Genomic DNA, 21,004 nt, shown 5'->3' on the forward strand with positions numbered 1-21,004 from the left:
GCCTCCCTTGTTGGGCTTCTATATGTCCTGGCGAATATCCTGCGTGACGACCGGTGACCGGGTGGTCCGGGAAGCAGCGGCGGAGACACCACACCACTAGCAAAAAGGCCCTGCACAAGCAGGGCCCAATGCCGACCGATCCCGGCTGAGCGGTGCTCGAGCCGCCCGCGGTAGCCGCGGAACAGGCATTCGCGATGCCTGTGACCGGACCGCCGGACCTGGGAGAATCCGCTCAGGATCTCGTCGGCCCGCGGTGGGAGTGGGACTCCACTTACTGTTCCCGGCTTGCGCCGGGCTGGTCGCAGCCGTCAGTTTAGCAGTGTTGAGGAGGCTTTTAGCACTTCGGCCGCCCGACCGGGCCCGCGCGGGCGTCGATCCGGCCGGGAAAACACCGCGAAATTCGTGCCGGCCACTCTTAGCGCTTCGACAAGCTTTTCACGGATAGAGGGCATATCCTCGCGGTCTGTGACACTCGCATCTCCTGGTTCGAGGTCTGGTTCGGGTCCTCGTTCGGGGCCGCGGTTGGGGCCTCGCAACCGGTCGACCTCGCGGTATCGCTGGGTGCCGGCGGCCGCCGGGTGGACCGTGGGTGTGATCGCCACGGTGTCGCTGCTGGGCAGCGTGTCCCCGCTGATCCGGTACCTGATCAAGGTCCCGCGCGAGTTCATCAACGACTACCTGTTCAACTTCCCCGACACCAGCATCGCCTGGTCGTTCGTGCTGGCCCTGCTGGCGGCGGCGCTGACGGCACGCAAGCGGATCGCCTGGCTGCTGTTGCTGGGCAACATGATCCTGGCCGCCGCCCTCAACGTCGCCGACATCGCCGCCGGTGACAACACCGCCGCCGAGATCTTCGGCGAGAACCTGGGTTTCGCCGTCCACATCGTCGCGATCGTCCTGCTGGTGCTGGCGTATCGGGAGTTCTGGGCCAAGGTCCGCAAGGGCGCGCTGGTCAAGGCGGCCGCGGTGCTGGTCGCCGGGGACGTGGTGGGCATCCTGGTGTCCTGGGGCCTGGTCGAGTTGTTCCCCGGCACCCTGGCCCGCCAGGACCGGCTGCCCTACGTGGTCAACCGGGTGGTCGGCTTCGCGCTGGCCGACCCGGACCTTTTCACCGGCCGCCCGCACGTGTTCCTCAACGCGATCTTCGGGTTGTTCGGCACGCTCGCGCTGATCATGGCGACCATCGTGCTCTTTCAATCCCAGCGCGCGGAGAACGCGCTGACCGGTGAGGACGAGTCGGCCATCCGCGGACTGCTGGAGTTGTACGGCAAGAACGACTCGCTGGGCTACTTCGCCACCCGCCGCGACAAATCGGTGGTCTTCGCCCAGAGCGGACGCGCCGCCATCACCTACCGGGTCGAGATCGGGGTCTGTTTGGCCAGCGGCGACCCGATCGGCGATCCCCGCGCGTGGCCGCAGGCGGTCGACGCCTGGCTGGGCCTGTGCCAGACCTACGGCTGGGCGCCCGGCGTGATGGGCGCCAGCACGCAGGGGGCTCGGACCTATCGCGAGGCCGGCCTCAACGCGCTCGAGCTGGGTGACGAGGCCATCCTGCGCACCTCCGAGTTCAAGCTGTCCGGCCCGGACATGCGCGGCGTCCGCCAGGCGGTGACCCGGGCCCGCCGCGCCGGGTTGACGGTGCGGATCCGCCGGCACCGCGACATCCCCCCCGAGGCGATGGCCGACACCATCGCCCGCGCCGACGCCTGGCGTGACACCCAGACCGAGCGCGGCTTCTCCATGGCGCTGGGCCGGCTCGGTGACCCGGCCGACGGGGACTGCCTGCTGGTGGAGGCCATCGACCGGGACGGCAGCGTGGTCGCGATGCTGTCGCTGGTCCCGTGGGGCACCACCGGTGTGTCGCTGGACTTGATGCGCCGGTCGCCGAGTTCACCCAACGGCACCATCGAGCTGATGGTCAGCGAGCTGGCGTTGAACGCCGAAAGCCTTGGTATCACCCGCATTTCGCTGAACTTCGCGATGTTTAGGTCGGCGTTCGAACAGGGCGCCCAGCTGGGCGCCGGCCCGGTCGCGCGGCTGTGGCGGGGGTTGCTGCTGTTCTTCTCCCGGTGGTGGCAGCTAGAGACCCTGTACCGCTCGAACATGAAGTACCAACCCGATTGGGTTCCGCGCTACGCCTGCTACGAGGATGCCCGGCTGATCCCCCGGGTCGGCGTCGCGTCGGTGATCGCCGAGGGCTTCCTGGTGTTGCCGTTCAGCCGGCGCGACAAGGTGCACACCGGCCACCACCCCGCCGTGCCGGCCCGGCTGGCGCAGTCGGGCCTGCTGCACCACGACGGCTCGGCACCGGACGTGAGCGGGCTGCGCCCGGAGCGCACCGACGCCGAGGAGGCGCGCTCGCGGCTGCCCGAGCAGGTTAGGGTGCGCCTGGCCAAGCTGAAGGTGTTGCAGCGCAACGGTGTTGACGCCTATCCGGTGGGCTGTCCGCCCAGCCACACCGTCGCGCAGGCGCTGGACGCCGACGACCAGCAGGACATCACCGTCGCCGGCCGGATCCTGCGGATCCGCGACTTCGGTGGGGTGCTGTTCGCCCAGCTGCGGGACTGGTCGGGGGAAATGCAAGTGCTGCTGGACAATTCGCGTCTGGGGCGGGGCCGCACGGCCGACTTCACCGCGGCCATCGATCTCGGCGACCTGGTCGAGGTGTCCGGTCAGATGGGGTTCTCCAAGAAAGGCACCCGGTCGCTGATCGTCACCGACTGGCGGATGATCGGTAAGTGCTTGCGGCCGTTGCCGAATAAGTGGAAGGGGCTAACCGATCCGGAGGCCCGGGTGCGAACCCGCTACGTCGACCTGGCGGTCAACCCCGAGTCGCGGGAGTTGATCGCGGCGCGCAGCGAGGTGCTGCGCTCAGTCCGGCAGACCCTGTTCGCCAAGGGATTCATCGAGGTCGAGACCCCGATCCTGCAGCAGATCCACGGCGGCGCCACCGCCCGACCGTTCGTCACGCACATCAACACCTACGACATGGATCTGTTCCTGCGCATCGCGCCGGAGCTGTATCTGAAGCGGCTGTGCGTCGGCGGCGTGGAGCGCGTCTTCGAGTTGGGCCGGGCGTTCCGCAACGAGGGGGTCGACTTCAGCCACAACCCGGAGTTCACCCTGCTGGAGGCCTACCAGGCGCACGCCGACTATCGGGTGTGGATCGACGGGTGCCGCGAGCTGATCCAGAACGCCGCCCAGGCCGCGCACGGCGAGCAGACCGTGCTGCGGCCCGGCGCCGACGGCCGGCTGCAACCGGTCGACATCTCCGGGATCTGGGCGGTCAAGACCGTGCACGACGCGGTGTCCGAGGCGCTCGGCGAGCAGGTCGACCCCGGCACGTCGCTGTCCACCCTGCGCAAACTGTCCGACGCGGCGCGCATCCCCTACCGCGCGCACTGGGACGCCGGCGCGGTGGTGCTCGAGCTCTACGAGCACCTGGTCGAGGACCGGACCGAGGAGCCGACGTTCTACGTCGACTTCCCCACCTCGGTGTCACCGCTGACCCGGCCGCACCGCAGCCGGCCCGGGGTCGCGGAGCGGTGGGACCTGGTGGCCTGGGGTGTCGAACTGGCCACCGCCTACAGCGAGCTGACCGATCCGGTGGAGCAGCGCCGCCGCCTGCAGGAGCAGTCGCTGTTAGCTGCCGGCGGGGATCCCGAGGCGATGGAACTCGACGAGGACTTCCTGCAGGCGATGGAGTACGCGATGCCGCCGACGGGCGGGCTGGGCATGGGCGTCGATCGCCTCGTCATGCTCATAACGGGCCGCAGCATCCGCGAAACCTTGCCGTTTCCGCTGGCCAAGCCGCATTAGCGGAGGCCATCCGACACTCGGCCAACCCGGGGCGAACATTCGGTGAATACGTTCCAGGCCGGTTAACAATAGATCACAATGACTCACGTGACAGACTCCCCGAACGGTGCACCCGCACAGTTCCTGGCGTTTAGCCACACCTCGCTGATGCATGGCTGGGTGCCGATGACGGTCCAGGTGCTGGCCGGTGTCGTGCTGACGTTGGCGGTCGGCTGGCGGTCGCGCCGCTGGCGGACGGTGTGGGTGCCGGCGGCCGCGCTGGCCGGCGCCGCCGTGGCCTACCTGACGCACTGGTACATCGTCGACCGCGGGCTGTCCGACGAGCCCGCCCCGGCGGCGCTGTGGCTCTGGGTCATGCTGACCGGGACGGCGGTGGCGGTGCTGGTGCTGGGCTGGCGGACCGCGCGCCGCTGGCGGCGCGGCGCCGCGGTGCTGGCGGTTCCGCTGTGCTTGCTCAGCGCGGCCCTGGTGCTCAACCTGTGGGTCGGCTACTTCCCCACGGTGCAGTCCGCGTGGAGTCAGCTGACGTCGGGCCCGCTGCCCGACCAGACCGACCAGGCCACCGTTACCGCCATGGCCGCCAGTCGAATCCGGCCGCCGCACGGCACCGTGGTGCCGGTGGCGATCCCGTCGGACGGCTCGCACTTCAAACACCGCGGCGAGCTGGTCTACCTGCCGCCCGAATGGTTCGCCACCACCCCGCCGCCGGCGTTGCCGACGGTGATGATGATCGGCGGTCAGTTCAACACCCCGGCGGACTGGACCCGGGCGGGCAACGCGGTCAAGACGATCGACGACTTCGCGGCCGCCCACCACGGCCAGGCGCCGGTGTTGGTGTTCGTGGACTCCGGCGGCGCCTTCAACAACGACACCGAGTGCGTCAACGGGGTCCGCGGCAACGCCGCCGACCACCTCACCAAAGATGTTGTGCCGTTCATGATCTCGGCGTTCGGGGTCAGCCCGCACCGGTCCAACTGGGGCGTCGCGGGGTGGTCGATGGGCGGCACCTGCGCGGTGGATCTGACCGTCATGCACCCGGAGCTGTTCAGCGCGTTCGTCGACGTCGCCGGCGACTTCTTCCCCAATGCGGGCAACAAGGCGCAGACCATCGCCCGGCTGTTCGGCGGAAACGCCGACGCCTGGGCGGCATTCGATCCGACCACGGTGATCAACCGGCACGGACCGTACCGCGACGTGGCCGGCTGGTTCGCGATCTCCTCGGACGGCCCGCCCGCGCCCCGGCGTGACATCCAGCTCAGCGACAGCGGTGCCATCCGGCTCGCGGCACGCGAGGCCGCGGCCAACCCCGGCAACCAGACCGCCGCCGCCTATTCGCTGTGTGCGCTGGGCCGCGCCAACGGCATCGACTGCGCCGTGGTGCCGCAGCCCGGTCGGCACGACTGGCCGTTCGCGGACCGCGCGTTCGCGGCCGCGCTGCCCTGGCTGGCCGGGGCGCTGGGCACTCCCGGAATCCCGCGAACCCCGTTGCCCGCCACGTCGTCCCCGGCCGTCGGCGCTCCGCTGGTGGTCCCGGCCGAGCGGTCCAACACCGGCAAGCGATAGCGCCGGTGGCGTCGGTTGCGCGCGTGCGGCGTGCGGTCTTCGCGCGGCACTGCCACCCGTGCAGCGCGTGGTCCCGATGGGCGAGCACGCCGCTGATCCTGGTGCCGCCCTGGACGCGACGGGCCAAGCACGCGGTATGGATTGCGCTGTGGCTGGCGGTGAATCCGTTCATCTTCGGCGAACCGGCCCATCACCGCGCCTGGGCCACACGGGCGATGCTGGGCGAGGCACTGTGGATCACCCGCCGGCCCCGGGACGCGGCGATGGTGGTCAGCGCGGCGACGTCGGCGGCCGCGCTGGTTGCGGTGATCGCCGCCCATCGCCATCGGCTGAGACCCGCGCTGGTCGCGACCGCCCTGCAGATGGCGCTGACGCTGGTGTACTGGCAGCAGATGGTTCGGTATCTCGAACGCGAGATGCGGTAACGCGGCCGATCGTCTGCGAGACAGGGCAATACGCGCGTATCGCTGAGCGATACGAAGGTATTGTCAGGCCGTGGGACCCACCCGGCTGTTTCCGTACGATCCGCCCCCCGCGCAACGATCGGCGAAGGAGCGGATACGCGACGCGGCGCTGAGCTGTTTCGCCATTCGCGGCGTCGCCGCCACATCGCTGCGCACTGTCGCCGAAGCCGCGGAGGTGTCGGTCGGGCTCGTGCAGCACCACTTCGGCACCAAGTTGGCGCTAGTCGCCGCCGTCGACCAGTACGTACTGGCTCAGGTCGGTGAGGCGTTGGAAGCGACGGCGTTGACCGATGCGCCGGTTGACGGCCTCGACGATGCCGGCCAGCGCCTGACCTCGTTGATGGCCGAACGCCCTGACGTGATGTCTTATCTCGGGCGCGCGCTCGCCGAGGGCGGAACTCTGGGGGCGGTCATCTTCGACGGGCTGTTGGCCATCAGCGCGGCCCAGCGCGACGAATTCGTCCGGCAGGGCAACACCCGCCCCGATCTCGATCCCGAGTGGGCGGCACTCAACCCACTGATCTTGCGGGTCGGTGCCATCATTTTGCATCCTTACATCGAGTTGCGCCTGCGCAAATCGTTCTTCGCCGAGCCGGAGCTGCGACGCTGGGACGCCGCCGTCACCAGTCTCATCCGGCACGGGCTCTTCCTCGATGCACCCGAAGCCCGGGAGCACGGGCGCGGCGAGTGACCCCCCAGCCGCGTCGGAGGTACCCGCCGATCGCACGTTTCAGAAACGGGGTCCCGCCCACGACCCAGGTGCTATACACGAGACACCATGCATGAGTCCGCCGTATCCGCCTATGCCGCGCAACTTCTCGACGCCGACAACCCCGACGACATGCCGGAGTTGCAGCGGCTGCAAGGCGATCCGAACGTGGAATTCATCGATCGGCTCGACACGCAGATGGCCAACCTCGCCAACCTGCGTCCCGCACCGCCTCCCGAGCTTCTCGCGGAGCCCGGCCGATGGGCCTACTACCCATGGCGACGCGCCGTCGTGGCGGTGCTCGGCCCCCGCGGGTACCGTGCCGTGCGCCTGGACCGCAACCGCAACAACATCACTTCCGCGGAGCAGGACCGGCTCGCTACGCTCCGGGTCGGGGTGGCCGGCCTGAGCGTCGGCCACGTCATCGCGCACACCCTTGCCGCGCAGGGATTGTGCGGCCGGCTTCGGCTCGCCGATTTCGATCATATGGAGCTGTCGAACCTGAATCGGGTGCCCGCCACCGTATTCGACCTCGGCGTCAATAAGGCGTGCGTGGCGGCGCGCAGGGTTGCCGAACTCGACCCGTACCTGCCGGTCGAGGTCTTCGCCGCCGGGCTCACCTTCGACACCGTCGACGCGTTCCTGGACGGCCTCGACATCGTGATCGAAGAGTGTGACTCGCTCGACATGAAGGCGGTACTGCGCGAAGGCGCCCGCGCCCGCCGGATTCCGGTGTTGATGGCGACCAGCGATCGCGGACTAGTCGACGTGGAGCGTTTCGACCAGGAGCCGCAGCGCCCGATCTTGCATGGCCTACTCGGCGACCTCGACATCGGCCTACTCCCGGGTATGAGCAGCCGCGAGAAGGTCCCCCACATCTTGCGTCACCTTGAAGCGGAACGACTTTCGCCCCGCACGGCCGCATCATTGGTCGAGATCGACCGCACGGTGTCGACCTGGCCCCAACTCGCGTCGGACGTCATCCTCGGTGCCGCGGCGCTGGCGGAGGGCGTGCGTCGGATCGGACTCGGCGAAGAGCTCCGCTCGGGCCGCACCCGCATCGATATCGGCTGGGCGCTCGACCGACTCGACGAGCCTGACATGACTCGGCACGGCCCCACACCGGTGGACGACGTTCACGAGGCGCCGGAACTGCCCGGAATGGCCGGAACCATCGCCAGCGCCGCGATCCGCGCCCCCTCCGGGGGAAACGTCCAGCCCTGGTTTGTCCAAGCCGGACCCACCAGTATCACCATCGACGTTGCCGCCCAACATACTTCGACGATGGACGTCGGGTTCCGAGGCAGCTCCGTCGCGGTGGGCGCAGCTCTGATGAACGCCAGGATCGCTGCGGCGGCGCACCAGGTTCTCGGGCCCTTCAGCCTCAGTGAACGGGTCAACGGGTCGCCGGTGCGCGCCACTCTAAACCTGAGCGATGGCACCGACCCCTGGCTCGCGGATCTCTATCAGTCGATGATCCGGCGCGAGACAAATCGCCATCACGGAAGCCCGCGAGCGGTCGACGCCGCGACCATCGAGGCGCTCGGCGACGCGGCAAACCGCGAGTGCGCGCGACTGCACCTGATCACCGGCCGTGACGAGATCGCACGTGCGGCAATGCTTCTCGCCGCATCAGACCGCATCCGCTATCTAACGCCACACCTGCACCGGGAAATGGTGTCCGAACTTCGCTGGCCCGGCGACGCCGACCCGGACACCGGAATCGATGTGCGCAGCCTGGAACTCGACGCCGGCGACCTGGCGCTCCTCGGCATCCTGCGTCGCGAGGACGTCATGGCCTACCTCGCCCGATGGAACGCGGGCGGCGCACTCGGGGAAGACACGCGCGACCGGATACTGGCCAGTTCGGCCTTGGCCGCAATCACCGTCCGGGGACGTGAGCTGCGCGACTATGCGCGGGGCGGGGCTGCCGTCGAGCTGGTCTGGATCATCGCCCAGCGCCTGGGGCTCGCGGTGCAGCCCGTCTCGCCGGTCTTCTTGTACGCCCACAACCGGGCAGAGTTCGACCAGCTGTCACCCCAATTCGCCGGCGAGCTAATGCAATTGGAGCGCAACTTCCGAGCACTGGCGGACATAACCAAAGACGAAGCCGCGGTGCTGCTGCTCCGGTTCACCGCCGCACCGCCGGCATCGGTGCCGAGCCGGCGCAGCGTCGAACGAACCCGGGTGCGCAATTGAGCGGCTGGCTGCTCGCACACTGCATATCGATTGTGAGTCCGGCGCGCGGCCGGATTCGTGACTCCGGGCACATTGCCCGCCCCGTTCCCCCGTTGAAGCTACGGTAATGGAAATGTCGGGCACGTTGGACTACCTGGTCACCGCTGCTGCCGCCGAATTGATGGCGGCGACGGCGGCGGACTCGGCCGCGATCAGCCAACGGGTGCTCGGCAACCTGGTTCGCGACTTGGGCGTGGACTTCAGCTTCCTGCGCCACAACGACCACACGATCCGCGCGACGATCCTCGTCGCCGAGTGGCCGCCACGCAATGCCGACCCAGACCCGCTCGGTGTGGTGTATTTCGCCGACGCCGACTCCGTGTTCGCGCAGGCCGAACACCTCAAGGCGCCCCAGGTGGTCCGCCCGGAGGCGGCAAATGCCGACTATCAACGCAATATCGACGAGGGCACCGGCTGGGGAACCGTCTCGCTTGCCGCCGTGCCCCTGCTCTCCGGGGACGTGACGACCGGCACGCTGGCCTTCGGCAAGGCCGGCGACCGCGAATGGCTGCCCGAAGAGCTCAATGCGCTGCAGGCAATCGCGGCGCTCTTCGCGCAGCTGCAGGCCCGCGTCGTCGCCGAGAAGCAGATCCACTACCTCGCCGAGCACGATGAACTCACCGGGCTGCTGAACCGCAGGGCGCTCATCGCATACCTCGACAAGCGCCTCGCCCCGGGGCAACCGGGCCCGGTCTCGGTCGTGTTCCTGGCCGTCGACCGGTTCAAGGTCATCAACGGTCGCCTCGGGCAACACGCCGGCGACCGGTTCATCGAGGCCTTCGCCGCGCTCATCCGCCAGACCATCGACATTCCGTCGGTCATCGCTCGCTTCGGCGGTGACGAGTTCGTTGTCGTGCCCGAGGCGCCAATGGACGTCGAAGCGGCCGAGGCGTTCGCCCGGTCGCTGCACGGCCTGCTGCACCAGCAGGTCGAGATCGACCACGAAATGCTTAGTCGCACAGTGAGTATCGGTGTCGCGGCCGGTGCGCCGGGCGACGAGACCACGTCGGACCTGCTGCGCCGAGTCGACCAGGCCACCCGTTCGGCCAAGAGTTCCGGCGGAAACAACGTCGCGACGTTCAGGCCGGAGATGTCGACGACGGACACGATCCGCAACGACATCGAACTGCACCTGGAAGGGATGATCGACGGAGCCAGCGGTGCCCTGGTCCTGCATTACCTGCCGGAGTTCGACATGCGCACCGGCGCGGTGCTCGGCACCGAGGCGCTATTGCGTTGGCAACACCCGACTCTGGGATTGTTGATGCCCGATTCGTTCATTCAGGTCGTGGAATCGATCAACCTGGGCGCCAAACTCGGTCGTCTCGTAATGCATTCGGCCTGTGCGCAATTCGGGCTCTGGCAATCGCGTGGTGTCGGCAAGGGAGCGGTGCTGCGCATCAACGTGTCTCCCGTACAGCTCGTCACGGCAGGCATCGTAGACACGGTCGCGGCCACCCTCGACGAGTTCCGCCTCGATCCCAGCACTATCTGCCTCGAGATCACCGAGAGCGTCGTGGTCCAGGACATCGACGCTACCCGCCAAACCCTGTTCGGGTTGAAGGACATTGGCGTGCAGATCGCCATCGACGACTTCGGCACCGGGTACAGCGTGCTGACGTATCTGAAGTCTCTTCCCGTCGATTCACTCAAGATCGACAAGGGCTTCGTGCACAGTGTCGATACGAACGCCGGCGACCTGGCGATCGTCCGCTCGACGCTGGCCCTGGCCGATGCCTTCGGGCTCGGCGTTGTCGCCGAAGGAGTCGAAACGGTGGCCGCGGCCCAAACGCTGCTCAGCTTGGGTTGTCATCGCGCCCAAGGGTTTCTGCTATCGCGGCCGCTGGACAGTGCCGCGATGGAGTCGCTTCTCGCCCAGCGCGTCGTCCCCATGAATTTCTCCGAGACCGGGCCAGCGGTCTAGATCCGCCGAGAGCGCAGTACCCCCGCGCTCACGGGCGGCGTTGAAATAGGTAGTAATACGTCGGGGTCTTGTCGTCGAGCGCCCGCTCCTCGCCAGTGGACAACAGCGTCCAACCCGCGGTGAACCGCCGTTCGATTTCGGCGCGATCGATGCCCGGCACGCCGAACCGGCCCCCGGGAGGAAACGCGACGATGAACAGCCGTGCGTCGGGCGCCGCAACGGCGCTGACCTCCCGGACATACGCGTCGCGATCGCCGCCACTCATGTTGTGGATGCAGCCGTTGTCGACGATCAAATCGAATGCCGCCCCAATCCCAGACTGGCTCAACTGCGTGACGTCGGCACGGACGAAATCGACCGCAACGCCGGCGGCGGCGGCCTTCGCGCGCGCCTTGTCGAGCGGCTTCGCGACGTAGTCGACTCCGGTGACATTCCAGCCGTGCTGAGCGAGGTAAATAGCGCAATCCCCCGTGCCGCACCCCAAGTCGAGGGCCCAGCCCGTGGGCAGCGCCTGCGTGCCAGCGGCCCCTTCGACCAGATCCCGCAGACCCTGCCCGATCGGATGCCCTTCCCAGGGGGTGAAGCCGACCCGGTAGAAGAACCGGAATCGTGCGCGCCGTGAAGCCATAGCCGCAATGATGGCATTCACCGCAGCCGGAGCGTCGCCCGCCCCCCGGCGACGAGCGAGGCCAAGCACGACAGCGTCAGCGCCGTCGTCTCACCATGGCCCTGATCGGCGCCGCCGCGACCATGGTGAAGGGCACGGCCAGCGGGAAATCGTCGGACAGGGACTCGATTTCGACGCGGCGAACGATGGTTGCCAACGCGAGCGTGGCCTCCAGCATCGCAAAGTGGTCCCCGATGCACGAGCGCGGCCCGCCCCCGAACGGTAGGTACTGCCACCGGTCGCGATCACCGGCACGGCGGGGATCGAATCGATCCGGGTCGAAGCGCAGCGGGGCGTCCCACAGGCTCGGATCGGTTTGTACCGCCATTCTGCCGAACGCCAGCATGGTTCCGGCTTCGACGCGGTAGCCGGCGACTTCGACATCGCGGGTGGCCATCCGGGTTCCGGTCGGCCCGGGCGGGCACAGCCGCAGCGCCTCCTGGAGCACGCGGACCGTAAATCCCAGCCGCGCAACGTCATCGGGAGTAAGGTGACGGTCCGGTAACTCGGCCACTTCGGCCGCGACCCGCGCCTGAAACTCGGGATGGCGGCCCAGCGCCCACAGCGCGTAGGTCAGCGTCGTCGCCGTGGTGTCGTGGCCGGCGAACAGGAAGATGATCATTTCGTCGCGGATTTCCTTGTCCGACAACGCCTGCCCGGTCTCCGGGTCGGTGGCCGCGATGAGCGCATGCACCAACGGGGCCTCCCGGCCGGGGTCGGCGCGGCACGCCTGCAGGATCTCATCCGCCAGCGCGCGAATGGCGCCGGCCGCGGCGCGGGCGCGCCGCCGGGACGGCGTGGGCAGCCACTCCGGTGCGCGCAGCGGCCGCAGCGCCCGCCGCACCGCGTAGCTCGTCGCCACGCGCAGGGGCTCGGCGATCGCGTCGGAGCGCTCGTCGAGGTCCAAACCCAATACCGAGCGGCCCAGCGCGCGCAAGGTCAGTGTGCGGCACTGCGCATCCAGGTCGATCTCGGTGTCTTCGGGCCACCCGGCGCACACGCTCTCCGCGGCCTCGGCCATGTGTCCCCCGAACTCACGGACACGCTGACGGGTGAACACCGGCTGCAGGGTCCGTCGGCGCGGCAACCACTCGGTGTGGGGCAGGACGAACAGGTTCGGACCGAGCAGTCGGCGCAGCTCGGTGGCTACCGTGCTCGTCTTGTCAATCGAACCGTCCCGCACGCTGACGATGTCGCGGATGCCCTGCGGGGACGTCGCCAAAACGATCGGTGGAATCAGCCACCTGGGTCCCAGGGTGACCCGGGTGACGGGTCCGCCCGCATCGCGAAGCTTGTTAGTACCGGTGTGGAATTCCTTGATGGCCCTTAGCCGTTCGCGATAGGAAAGCGGGTTTTTGGGGGCCAAGGGCAATTCGGCGATGTCACGCTTGGGTTCGGCGACCGACACGATTCGACCCTAGAACACTTTCGCATCGGGCACGCGGAACTTGCGACCTCGGGCCGACATCGCCTATGCCGATAGGCGGCTGAGGATTTCGGTGTTCTCGGCGCACATCAACTTGAATTGCGCCGGATCGGCATGGGCGGCGAGGGTGCGGCGGTCCCACCACATCACCTTGGTTCGGTAGTTCTCGTTGGGATAGGCCGCCGCCGGCACCCGAGACGCCACCACACCGCCGGAGGACTGCCACTGCTCGAGCACGTGCGCCGCCGCGGTGGCCATGACGAACTGGGCACCGAGCAGCGTCATCGTCGGCAACGCGGTGCGGGCCAGCACGGTGGAAAGGGCCCGATTGCCGTATTCGCGGGAATTCGTCCATGCGCTTTTCACTTCCACGACGCCAAAGGGAATCCGGTTGGCAATCATGTAGCGCAGCAGCGGAAGCCCCGGGTTTCCTTTCCACTCCTGCAGGGCGTGCGAATCCTCCGGAGACCGCAACGGCCCCACCACCCGCGTCCCCCCGACGACCCGACCTTGGGGGTCAAGCGCGGCAAAGAACAGGGTCGTGTCGGCGCCATCCCTGATCCGCTCCAGGTCGAGCACCCAGTCCAGGCCGTGCTTGCGATAACTCTCGAGTGCGCCGTCCAGATATTGATTCCACAATTCGGGCTCCGCTTCCGGCGTCGACGCGGTGACCCGACAACCCGTCGCCTGGTCGTACCAGCCGAATCCGGTCTCCGGCCACGGGCCGTCGCTAATCTCTCTTGCCGCGAGCTGAGCCGCTTCCATGTTTACCTCCACTCATTTGCCGTACGATCGGAGCCATTTTTGACCGAGCCTTCAACACCAATTTGTTTGTTAATAAGACTCGTGACAAATAACCAAGGTGATTGTGGCACAAGCAGCTAATTACGTCCCTTCGGCTCGGGCAAGAAGTTGCACGGCGCGCTTGCTCAGCGGCGCATGGGATTTGGCGAATAGAACAGCTACTGTTCAGTAACCGCGGTCGCGGCCGATTTATGGTTAACGCCGGTCCCGGCCAGAGCATGGAAAATGTGGCGTGCAGCGACGAATCTTCCCCAATCGTCTGTGCCGATGATTTGACGCCCAACGGTGACAACAGGCGTTGCCTATTTCGATCGCCGCCGCAGTAGCGTAACCGCATGCCCGACGAATCAGCTACGCCGGCCGACGCCGGCTACGACAACGCCGGCGTGCCCACCTTCGATTCCGTCCGGGACAAGATCGAGGCGCGCTACGCGACGGCGCAGGGCGCCGCCGACCTCGACGCGGAATCGCCCGAAGGCCGATCGGTCGCCGAGCAGTACGACGAGCGGCAACGCGCCGCCGCACGGCGGCTGGCCCAGATCCGCGAGTCCATGCGGCCGCAGCAGGATTGACTCAGGCGGTGGCCTTGCGGCGCCGGCTCGACCGGCGCGGGGCGCCGGCCGCCGCCCCGCCACGGCCGATCACCTCGGCGAGGAACTTGCCGGTGTAGCTCTCCGGCACCGCGGCGACGTCCTCCGGAGTGCCTTGCGCGACAACGGTTCCGCCCTCGGCCCCGCCCTCCGGGCCCATGTCGACGATCCAGTCCGAGGTCTTGATCACATCCAGGTTGTGTTCGATGACGATCACCGTGTTGCCTTTGTCGACAAGGCCGTTGATGACCTTCAGCAGCTTGCGGATGTCGTCGAAATGCAACCCCGTGGTGGGCTCGTCGAGGATGTAGACGGTGCGGCCGGTGGAGCGCTTCTGCAGTTCGGCGGCCAGTTTGACGCGCTGCGCCTCGCCGCCGGACAGGGTGGGCGCCGGCTGGCCGAGCCGCACATAACCGAGGCCGACGTCGACCAGGGTGCGCAGGTAGCGGTGGATGCCGGTGATCGGCTCGAAGAACTCCGCCGCCTCCTCGATGGACATGTCCAGCACCTCGGAGATGGTCTTGCCCTTGTAGTGCACCTCCAGGGTCTCCCGGTTGTAGCGGGCACCGTGGCACACCTCGCACGGCACGTACACGTCGGGCAGGAAGTTCATCTCGATCTTGATGGTGCCGTCGCCCGTGCACGCCTCGCACCGGCCGCCCTTGACGTTGAACGAGAACCGGCCCGGTTGATAGCCACGGACTTTGGCCTCGGTGGTGGCGGCGAACAGGGTGCGGATCTTGTCGAACACGCCGGTGTAGGTGGCCGGGTTGGACCGCGGTGTGCGCCCGATCGGCGACTGGTCCACCCGCACCAGTTTGTCCAGGTGGTCCAGCCCGGTGACCCGGGTGTGCCGGCCCGGCACCAGCCGGGCGCCGTTGAGCCGGTTGGCCAGCACCGTGGCCAGGATGTCGTTGACCAGAGTCGATTTGCCCGAGCCCGATACGCCCGTCACCGACGTCAGCACACCGAGCGGGAACGACACGTCGATGCCGCGCAGGTTGTGCTCGCGCGCCCCTACCACGGTGAGCTGGCGGCGGCGGTCGACCGGGCGCCGGATCGCCGGCATCTCGATGCTTTCCTTGCCGGACAGGTAGGCCCCGGTGATCGAGTCCTGGTTGGCCAGCAGCTCGGCATAGGTTCCGCTGTGCACGATCTGGCCGCCGTGCTCACCGGCCCGCGGGCCGATGTCCACGATCCAGTCGGCATGGGCGATGGTGTCCTCGTCGTGCTCCACGACGATCAGCGTGTTACCCAAATCCCTTAATCGCGTGAGGGTTTCGATAAGCCGGCGGTTGTCGCGCTGGTGCAGACCGATGGACGGCTCGTCGAGCACATAGAGCACCCCCACCAGCCCGGACCCGATCTGGGTGGCCAGCCGGATGCGTTGCGCCTCACCGCCGGACAGGGTGGCCGCCGCGCGCGACAGCGACAGATATTCCAGCCCGACGTCGAGCAGGAACCCCAGCCGGGACTGGATCTCCTTGAGCACCTGCCCGGCGATCGCCTGCTCGCGGGGCCCCAGGGTGAGCGTGTTGAGGAACTCCGCGCAATCCGAGATGGACAGCTCGCACACCTCGGCGATGGATTTCTTCCCGTGCCGCCCCGCCGCCAGCGTGACGGCCAGGATCTCCGGCTTCAGCCGGGTGCCCTCGCAGACCGGGCAGGGCACGTCGCGCATGAAGCCCTCGTAGCGCTCCTTCATCTGCTCCGACTCGGTCTGGGCCATCTTGCGCTGCAGGAACGCCAGCACGCCCTCGAAATCGGCGTAGTACGAGCGGGTCCGGCCGTACCGGTTGCGGTAGCGCACATGCACCTGGTGGTCGGAACCCTCGAGAATCGCCTTGCGGGCCTTGGCCGGCAGCTTGCGCCAGGGGGTGTCGACGTCGAAGCCCAGCTCCTCGCCGAGCCCGGCCATCATCCGGGTGAAGTACTCCGCGGTGTGGCCCGTCGACCACGGCGCCACCGCCCCCTCGGCCAGGGTGCGCTCCGGGTCGGGCACCACCAGGTCGGGGTCGACCTCCTTGCGGATGCCGAGCCCGCTGCACTCCGGGCAGGCGCCGTAGGGCGAGTTGAACGAGAACGACCGCGGTTCCAGGTCGTCGACCGCCAACGCGTGCCCGTTGGGGCAGGCCAGCTTCTCGGAGAACCGCTGCTCGCGGTTGTGGGCGTCGTGCTCGTGGTCGACGAATTCCAGCACCACGATGCCGTCGGCCAGGTTCAGCGCGGTCTCCACCGAATCGGTGAGCCGCTGCTTGGCGGACGCCTTGACGGTGAGGCGGTCCACCACCACCTCGATGTCGTGCTTTTCCTGCTTCTTCAGCTTCGGCGGATCGGTCAGCGGATGCACCACGCCGTCGACCCGGACCCGGCTGTAGCCCTGGGCGTTGAGCTTCTCGAACAGGTCGGCGAACTCGCCCTTGCGGGTGCGCACCACCGGGGCCAGCACCAGGAACCGGGTGCCCTCGGGCATCGCCAGCACCTGGTCGACGATTTGCTGGGGCGTCTGGCGGGCGATCCGCTCGCCGCACACCGGGCAATGCGGGGTGCCCGCGCGGGCGTAGAGCAGCCGCAGGTAGTCGTAGACCTCGGTGATGGTGCCGACTGTCGACCGCGGGTTGCGGTTGGTCGACTTCTGGTCGATGGACACCGCCGGCGACAGCCCCTCGATGAAGTCCACGTCCGGTTTGTCCATCTGCCCCAGGAACTGGCGGGCGTAGGCCGACAGCGACTCCACGTAGCGCCGCTGCCCCTCGGCGAAGATCGTGTCGAAGGCCAGCGACGACTTGCCCGATCCCGACAGCCCGGTGAACACGATCAGCGCGTCGCGGGGCAGGTCGAGGTCGACGCCGCGCAGGTTGTGCTCGCGGGCGCCCTTGACGATCAGACGGTCAGCCACGCTGCCCTCTCTCAATGAATCCGCTCCGTACAGCCGGTATGCGCACGGCGCATTCCATGCTAGGTGCCCATACCGACAAGCAACGTTTGACCAGTAACGTGGCCGCTATGACTGCCTCGGTTGTTCCCAGCGACAACTACACCGGACACGTCGATCCGGGCACCGCGGCCCGCCGGACCCTACCCGGCGCCACGATCATAAAGGCGTCGGTGGGCCCGATGGACAACAACGCGTACCTGGTGACGTGTTCCGCGACGGGCGAAACACTGCTGATCGACGCCGCCAACGACGCCGACGTGCTGATCGGCCTGATCCGCGACTACGCCCCCAAGCTGTCGCTGATCGTGACCAGCCACCAGCACTTCGATCACTGGCAGGCGCTGGCCGACGTCGCCGCCGCCACGGGGGCGCCCACCGCCGCCAACGAGATCGACGCCGGCCCGCTGCCGGTCAAACCGGATCGTTTGCTGGCGGGCGGGGACACCGTGCGCATCGGGGAGCTGACGTTCGACGTCATCCACCTGCGCGGGCACACTCCCGGCTCGATCGCGCTGGCTCTGGACGGGGCGGCGACCGGCGGGGTCACCCAGTTGTTCACCGGCGACTGCCTGTTCCCCGGCGGGGTGGGCAAGACGTGGCAGCCCGGCGACTTCGACCAGCTGATCGACGACGTCACCACCCGGGTGTTCGACGTGTACGACGACTCCACCGTCGTCTACCCCGGGCACGGCGACGACACCGTGTTGGGCAACGAACGCCCCCACCTCAGCGAATGGCGCGAGCGGGGCTGGTAACGGTCAACCGGTAGCGGTCATGAGGTGGTGTGCACGATCAGCACGTCGGTCTTGGCCCGCCGCGACACGTTGGCGGGCACCGAGCCCAGCAACCGTCCGGCGATGGTGCTCAGACCGACGTTGCCGACCACCAGTAGGTCCGCCTGCTCCTCCTCGGCGAGGTGCACGAGCGCATCCACCGGGGCCCCCACGATGGGGCGCTCGTCGACGTTCTTCGCTCCGGCCTGGTGGGCGCGCTCCTTGGCGTCGCGCAGAATCGCATAGATCGGGGCGGTGCCCGACACCTTGTAGCTTTCTTCCCGCAGGGCGTCGGCGGCCCGGGCGTCCTCATGCTGGGGCAAGTACGCCGAGGCCACGATCAGCTTGGCATCCGGTCCGGCGATCTGCGCCGCCCGCTCTACCGCACGCATCGACGAGTCCGAGCCATCGGTTCCTACCACGACAGTCCGATAGGCGCCCATTTACCCTCCCAGTGTCGGTTGGTCAGCCAACCCAAGACAGTATCGCGTTTGCTCGATGCTGAGGAGGTAGATCAGCGACACGGTGTGGCGCGGCGGGTTTGCCAATTCGGCGGGCCCGGCTGCGGCAATGGACAATTTCGCCGATGCCAAAACAATCCCATCCCCGAGGGCAGCGCGGAAAGCATTGCATTACGCCGCTTTTCGCCGATTGCGGGGCCGACGGCGAATAGCCCGGCGGCTGTTTGTGAGCCGCCGCACCGGGCGCGCCCTAAAGTAACAAGCATCATGTCCATGCCCACCCTCGAGCCGACTTTCGAGTCGGGCGCCGGGGATATCGTCGCCGAACCTGCGCCTCGCCGTCCGCGGGGAAGGTTGCTCGATCCGTGGGCGATCGCGGTGCTCGCCACCGCGCTCAGCGCCGCCTGGGCGTGCCGGCCGTCGCTGTGGTTCGACGAGGGGGCGACGATCTCGGCCGCGGCCAACCGGACATTGCCCGAGTTGTGGCGGCTGCTCGGACATATCGACGCCGTCCACGGGGCCTATTACCTGCTGATGCACGGCTGGTTCGCGCTGTTCCCGCCCACCGAGTTCTTCTCCCGGTTACCCAGCGCCCTGGCGGTCGGGGCCGCGGCCGCCGGTGTCACGGTGTTCACCAGGCAGTTCGCCCCGCGGCGGACGGCGGTGTGCGCGGGCGCCGTGTTCGCCCTGCTGCCCCGCATGACGTGGGCGGGCATGGAGGCGCGCCCGTACGCGTTCGTGGCCGCCGCCGCCGTCTGGCTGACCGTGTTGTTCGTCGCCGCCGTCCGGCGCGGCGCGCCCCGCCGGTGGGTCGGGTACGCGCTGGCGTTGATGCTGGCGATCCTGCTCAACCTCAACATGGTGCTGATGGTGCCGGTGTACGGCGTGATGCTGCCGCTGCTCACGGCCCGCGGCGCACGCACGTCGGCGGCGCTGTGGTGGGCCGGCAGCTCGGCCGTCGCCGTCGGGGCGATGACGCCGTTCCTGCTGTTCGCGCACAACCAGGTCTGGCAGGTCAACTGGATCTACCCGGTGAGCTGGCATTACGCGTTCGACATCATCTTGCGCCAGTATTTCGACCACAGCGTCGCGCTGGCCGTGCTGAGCGCCGTGCTGATCGTGGCGGCGGCGGTGGCCCGGCTGGCCGGGGTGCCGGCGCCGCCGGGCGACCTGCGCCGGTTGTTGATCCTCTGCGCGGCCTGGATGGTGATTCCCACCGCGCTGGTGGTCGTTTACTCGGCCGTCGGCGAACCGATCTACTACCCGCGCTACCTGATCTTCACCGCGCCCGCGATGGCCATCGTGCTGGCCGTCTGCATCGTCACGCTGGCCCGCCGCCCCTGGCCCATCGCCGGCGCGGTGCTGCTGTGCGCCGTTGCCGCGCTGCCGAATTACCTGTTCGTGCAACGCTGGCCGTACGCCAAGGAGGGCTGGGACTACAGCCAGGTCGCCGACCTGATCGGCTCGCACGCCGCACCCGGCGACTGTCTGCTGGTGGACAACACCGTGCCGTGGCGGCCCGGCCCGATCCGCGCGCTGTTGGCCACCCGGCCCGCGGCGTTCCGGTCACTGATCGACGTCGAACGCGGCGCATACGGCCCCAAGGTCGGGACGCTGTGGGACGGCCACGTCGCCATCTGGCTGACCACGGCCAAAATCAACAAATGCTCGACCATCTGGACGATCACCAATAAGGACAACTCGCTGCCCGACCATCAGTCCGGGCAATCGCTGCCACCGGGCAGCGCATTCGGGCAGGCCCCCGCATATCGATTCCCCGGCTATCTCGGCTTCCACATCGTCGAGCGGTGGCAATTCCACTACTCGCAGGTTGTCAAGTCCACCCGCTGACGACGACGGCCGCCGGCCGCGTGAAGTTCCGGATGCTGGGTAGCTTGACGGCATGCAGATCTGGCTGACCGGGGCGCCGCTGCTGGGCGGCAGCGTGCAGGGCGCGCGGCATGCCGTCGAACTGTTCGCGGCGTTCGGGTTGACGGCGCTCATCGGGCTGGAGCGCACCATCCAGGGCAAGAGCGCCGGTTTGCGGACGCAGACGATCGTGGGCACCTCCTCGGCGCTGATCATGTTGGTCAGCAAGTACGGCTTCAGCGACGTGCTGTCGGCGGGCAGCATCGTGCTGGACCCGTCTCGCGTTGCGGCCCAAGTGGTTTCGGGGATCGGATTCCTCGGTGCCGGCATCATCATCACCCGGCGCGGTGCGGTGCACGGTCTTACCACGGCGGCCGCGGTGTGGGAATCGGCGGCCATCGGTTTGGCCACCGGCGCGGGCCTGCTGCTGCTGGCGATCGCGGTCGTCGGGCTGCACTTCGTGAGCGCGCTGGCGTTCAATACGGTGGAACGCCAACTCAATGCGCGGCTGCGCGGCACGGTCCGGTTGCGCATCATCTACGCCAACGGCCGCGGCGTGCTGCGCGAGCTGCTGCGTCTTTCCGGGCAGCGCGACTGGCAGCTCACCGAGCTCGACGCCGACCCGCACGACATCGACGACGGCGAAGTCGCGGTGTCAATGACGTTGTCGGGAGCCAAGATCGCCGATGCGGCGCACGTCTTCGCCGAGGTGGACGGGGTCGCCGCGGTGCTGTCGGCCGATGATGCGACGGACTGAAT

The 21,004-nt window shown here is 68.1% G+C and carries 15 protein-coding genes; 10 read left to right on the forward strand and 5 right to left on the reverse strand.

Annotation, left to right across the window (positions count from 1 at the left end):
• Positions 1-450 precede the first annotated feature (450 nt).
• The 6 genes from lysX to NF20_RS08080 all read left to right on the forward strand — a co-directional run bounded on the left by lysX (position 451) and on the right by NF20_RS08080 (position 10,717).
• Positions 451-3,819 (forward strand): bifunctional lysylphosphatidylglycerol synthetase/lysine--tRNA ligase LysX, encoded by a 3,369-nt coding sequence (lysX, locus tag NF20_RS08055; RefSeq protein WP_416332321.1) that lies wholly within the window; start codon positions 451-453, stop codon positions 3,817-3,819.
• A 78-nt stretch (positions 3,820-3,897) separates the two neighbouring features.
• A complete protein-coding gene (locus tag NF20_RS08060; protein ID WP_176470386.1) occupies positions 3,898-5,382 on the forward strand; it encodes an alpha/beta hydrolase in 1,485 nt (494 codons plus the stop codon).
• A gap of 23 nt (positions 5,383-5,405) precedes the next feature.
• A complete protein-coding gene (locus tag NF20_RS08065; RefSeq protein WP_080711174.1) occupies positions 5,406-5,807 on the forward strand; it encodes a hypothetical protein in 402 nt (133 codons plus the stop codon).
• Between the two features lie 70 nt (positions 5,808-5,877).
• Complete coding sequence (locus NF20_RS08070) at positions 5,878-6,537, forward strand: TetR/AcrR family transcriptional regulator (protein WP_033711506.1); 660 nt, start codon at positions 5,878-5,880, stop codon at positions 6,535-6,537.
• A gap of 87 nt (positions 6,538-6,624) precedes the next feature.
• A complete protein-coding gene (locus NF20_RS08075) occupies positions 6,625-8,754 on the forward strand; it encodes an Rv1355c family protein (protein ID WP_033711505.1) in 2,130 nt (709 codons plus the stop codon).
• 112 nt (positions 8,755-8,866) lie between these two features.
• Positions 8,867-10,717 carry a putative bifunctional diguanylate cyclase/phosphodiesterase gene (locus NF20_RS08080; RefSeq protein ID WP_033711531.1) on the forward strand — a complete coding sequence of 617 codons (1,851 nt, stop codon included), beginning with the start codon at positions 8,867-8,869 and terminating at the stop codon, positions 10,715-10,717.
• Between the two features lie 28 nt (positions 10,718-10,745).
• Here the strand turns inward: NF20_RS08080 and NF20_RS08085 are convergent, their stop codons facing one another.
• The 3 genes from NF20_RS08085 to NF20_RS08095 all read right to left on the reverse strand — a co-directional run bounded on the left by NF20_RS08085 (position 10,746) and on the right by NF20_RS08095 (position 13,575).
• Positions 10,746-11,345, reverse strand: a complete 600-nt coding sequence (locus NF20_RS08085) for a class I SAM-dependent methyltransferase (protein ID WP_033711529.1) — start codon at positions 11,343-11,345, stop codon at positions 10,746-10,748.
• A 76-nt stretch (positions 11,346-11,421) separates the two neighbouring features.
• Positions 11,422-12,792, reverse strand: a complete 1,371-nt coding sequence (locus tag NF20_RS08090) for a cytochrome P450 (protein ID WP_044543785.1) — start codon at positions 12,790-12,792, stop codon at positions 11,422-11,424.
• 63 nt (positions 12,793-12,855) lie between these two features.
• Complete coding sequence (locus NF20_RS08095; RefSeq protein WP_031354147.1) at positions 12,856-13,575, reverse strand: hypothetical protein; 720 nt, start codon at positions 13,573-13,575, stop codon at positions 12,856-12,858.
• Positions 13,576-13,949: 374 nt separating this feature from the next.
• Here NF20_RS08095 and NF20_RS08100 point away from each other — a divergent pair, with 374 nt between their 5' ends.
• Positions 13,950-14,186: a hypothetical protein gene (locus NF20_RS08100; RefSeq protein ID WP_033711504.1), complete on the forward strand. Its 237-nt coding sequence runs from the start codon at positions 13,950-13,952 to the stop codon at positions 14,184-14,186.
• Position 14,187: 1 nt separating this feature from the next.
• Here the strand turns inward: NF20_RS08100 and uvrA are convergent, their stop codons facing one another.
• Positions 14,188-17,103, reverse strand: a complete 2,916-nt coding sequence (uvrA, locus tag NF20_RS08105; protein ID WP_033711503.1) for an excinuclease ABC subunit UvrA — start codon at positions 17,101-17,103, stop codon at positions 14,188-14,190.
• Positions 17,104-17,210: 107 nt separating this feature from the next.
• Here uvrA and NF20_RS08110 point away from each other — a divergent pair, with 107 nt between their 5' ends.
• Positions 17,211-17,897, forward strand: coding sequence for an MBL fold metallo-hydrolase (locus tag NF20_RS08110; protein WP_031348918.1), 687 nt, complete (start codon positions 17,211-17,213; stop codon positions 17,895-17,897).
• A 17-nt stretch (positions 17,898-17,914) separates the two neighbouring features.
• Here NF20_RS08110 and NF20_RS08115 read toward each other — a convergent pair whose 3' ends face one another.
• The gene (locus NF20_RS08115) at positions 17,915-18,358 is read right to left on the reverse strand and encodes a universal stress protein (RefSeq protein WP_009977337.1); all 444 of its coding nucleotides are present in this window, start codon (positions 18,356-18,358) and stop codon (positions 17,915-17,917) included.
• Positions 18,359-18,643: 285 nt separating this feature from the next.
• On the opposite strand from NF20_RS08115, the gene NF20_RS08120 reads away from it, so the two are divergent.
• Positions 18,644-20,227 carry a glycosyltransferase family 39 protein gene (locus NF20_RS08120; RefSeq protein WP_033711502.1) on the forward strand — a complete coding sequence of 528 codons (1,584 nt, stop codon included), beginning with the start codon at positions 18,644-18,646 and terminating at the stop codon, positions 20,225-20,227.
• A 52-nt stretch (positions 20,228-20,279) separates the two neighbouring features.
• On the forward strand, positions 20,280-21,002 hold the full coding sequence (locus NF20_RS08125; RefSeq protein WP_033711501.1) for an MgtC/SapB family protein: 723 nt from the start codon (positions 20,280-20,282) through the stop codon (positions 21,000-21,002).
• Positions 21,003-21,004: the final 2 nt, after the last annotated feature.

Origin of the sequence: Mycobacterium sp. MAC_080597_8934, assembly GCF_000523975.1 — a bacterium.
Lineage (GTDB): Bacteria > Actinomycetota > Actinomycetes > Mycobacteriales > Mycobacteriaceae > Mycobacterium > Mycobacterium avium.

Bases quoted from the DNA above. Each gene is read 5' to 3' on its own strand.
- NF20_RS08060 (WP_176470386.1), top strand. From the start codon at position 3,898: ATGACTCACGTGACAGACTCCCCGAACGGTGCACCCGCACAGTTCCTG.
- NF20_RS08075 (WP_033711505.1), top strand. From the start codon at position 6,625: ATGCATGAGTCCGCCGTATCCGCCTATGCCGCGCAACTTCTCGACGCC.
- NF20_RS08080 (WP_033711531.1), top strand. From the start codon at position 8,867: ATGTCGGGCACGTTGGACTACCTGGTCACCGCTGCTGCCGCCGAATTG.
- NF20_RS08085 (WP_033711529.1), bottom strand. From the start codon at position 11,345: ATGGCTTCACGGCGCGCACGATTCCGGTTCTTCTACCGGGTCGGCTTC.
- NF20_RS08095 (WP_031354147.1), bottom strand. From the start codon at position 13,575: ATGGAAGCGGCTCAGCTCGCGGCAAGAGAGATTAGCGACGGCCCGTGG.
- NF20_RS08100 (WP_033711504.1), top strand. From the start codon at position 13,950: ATGCCCGACGAATCAGCTACGCCGGCCGACGCCGGCTACGACAACGCC.
- NF20_RS08110 (WP_031348918.1), top strand. From the start codon at position 17,211: ATGACTGCCTCGGTTGTTCCCAGCGACAACTACACCGGACACGTCGAT.
- NF20_RS08115 (WP_009977337.1), bottom strand. From the start codon at position 18,358: ATGGGCGCCTATCGGACTGTCGTGGTAGGAACCGATGGCTCGGACTCG.
- NF20_RS08120 (WP_033711502.1), top strand. From the start codon at position 18,644: ATGTCCATGCCCACCCTCGAGCCGACTTTCGAGTCGGGCGCCGGGGAT.
- NF20_RS08125 (WP_033711501.1), top strand. From the start codon at position 20,280: ATGCAGATCTGGCTGACCGGGGCGCCGCTGCTGGGCGGCAGCGTGCAG.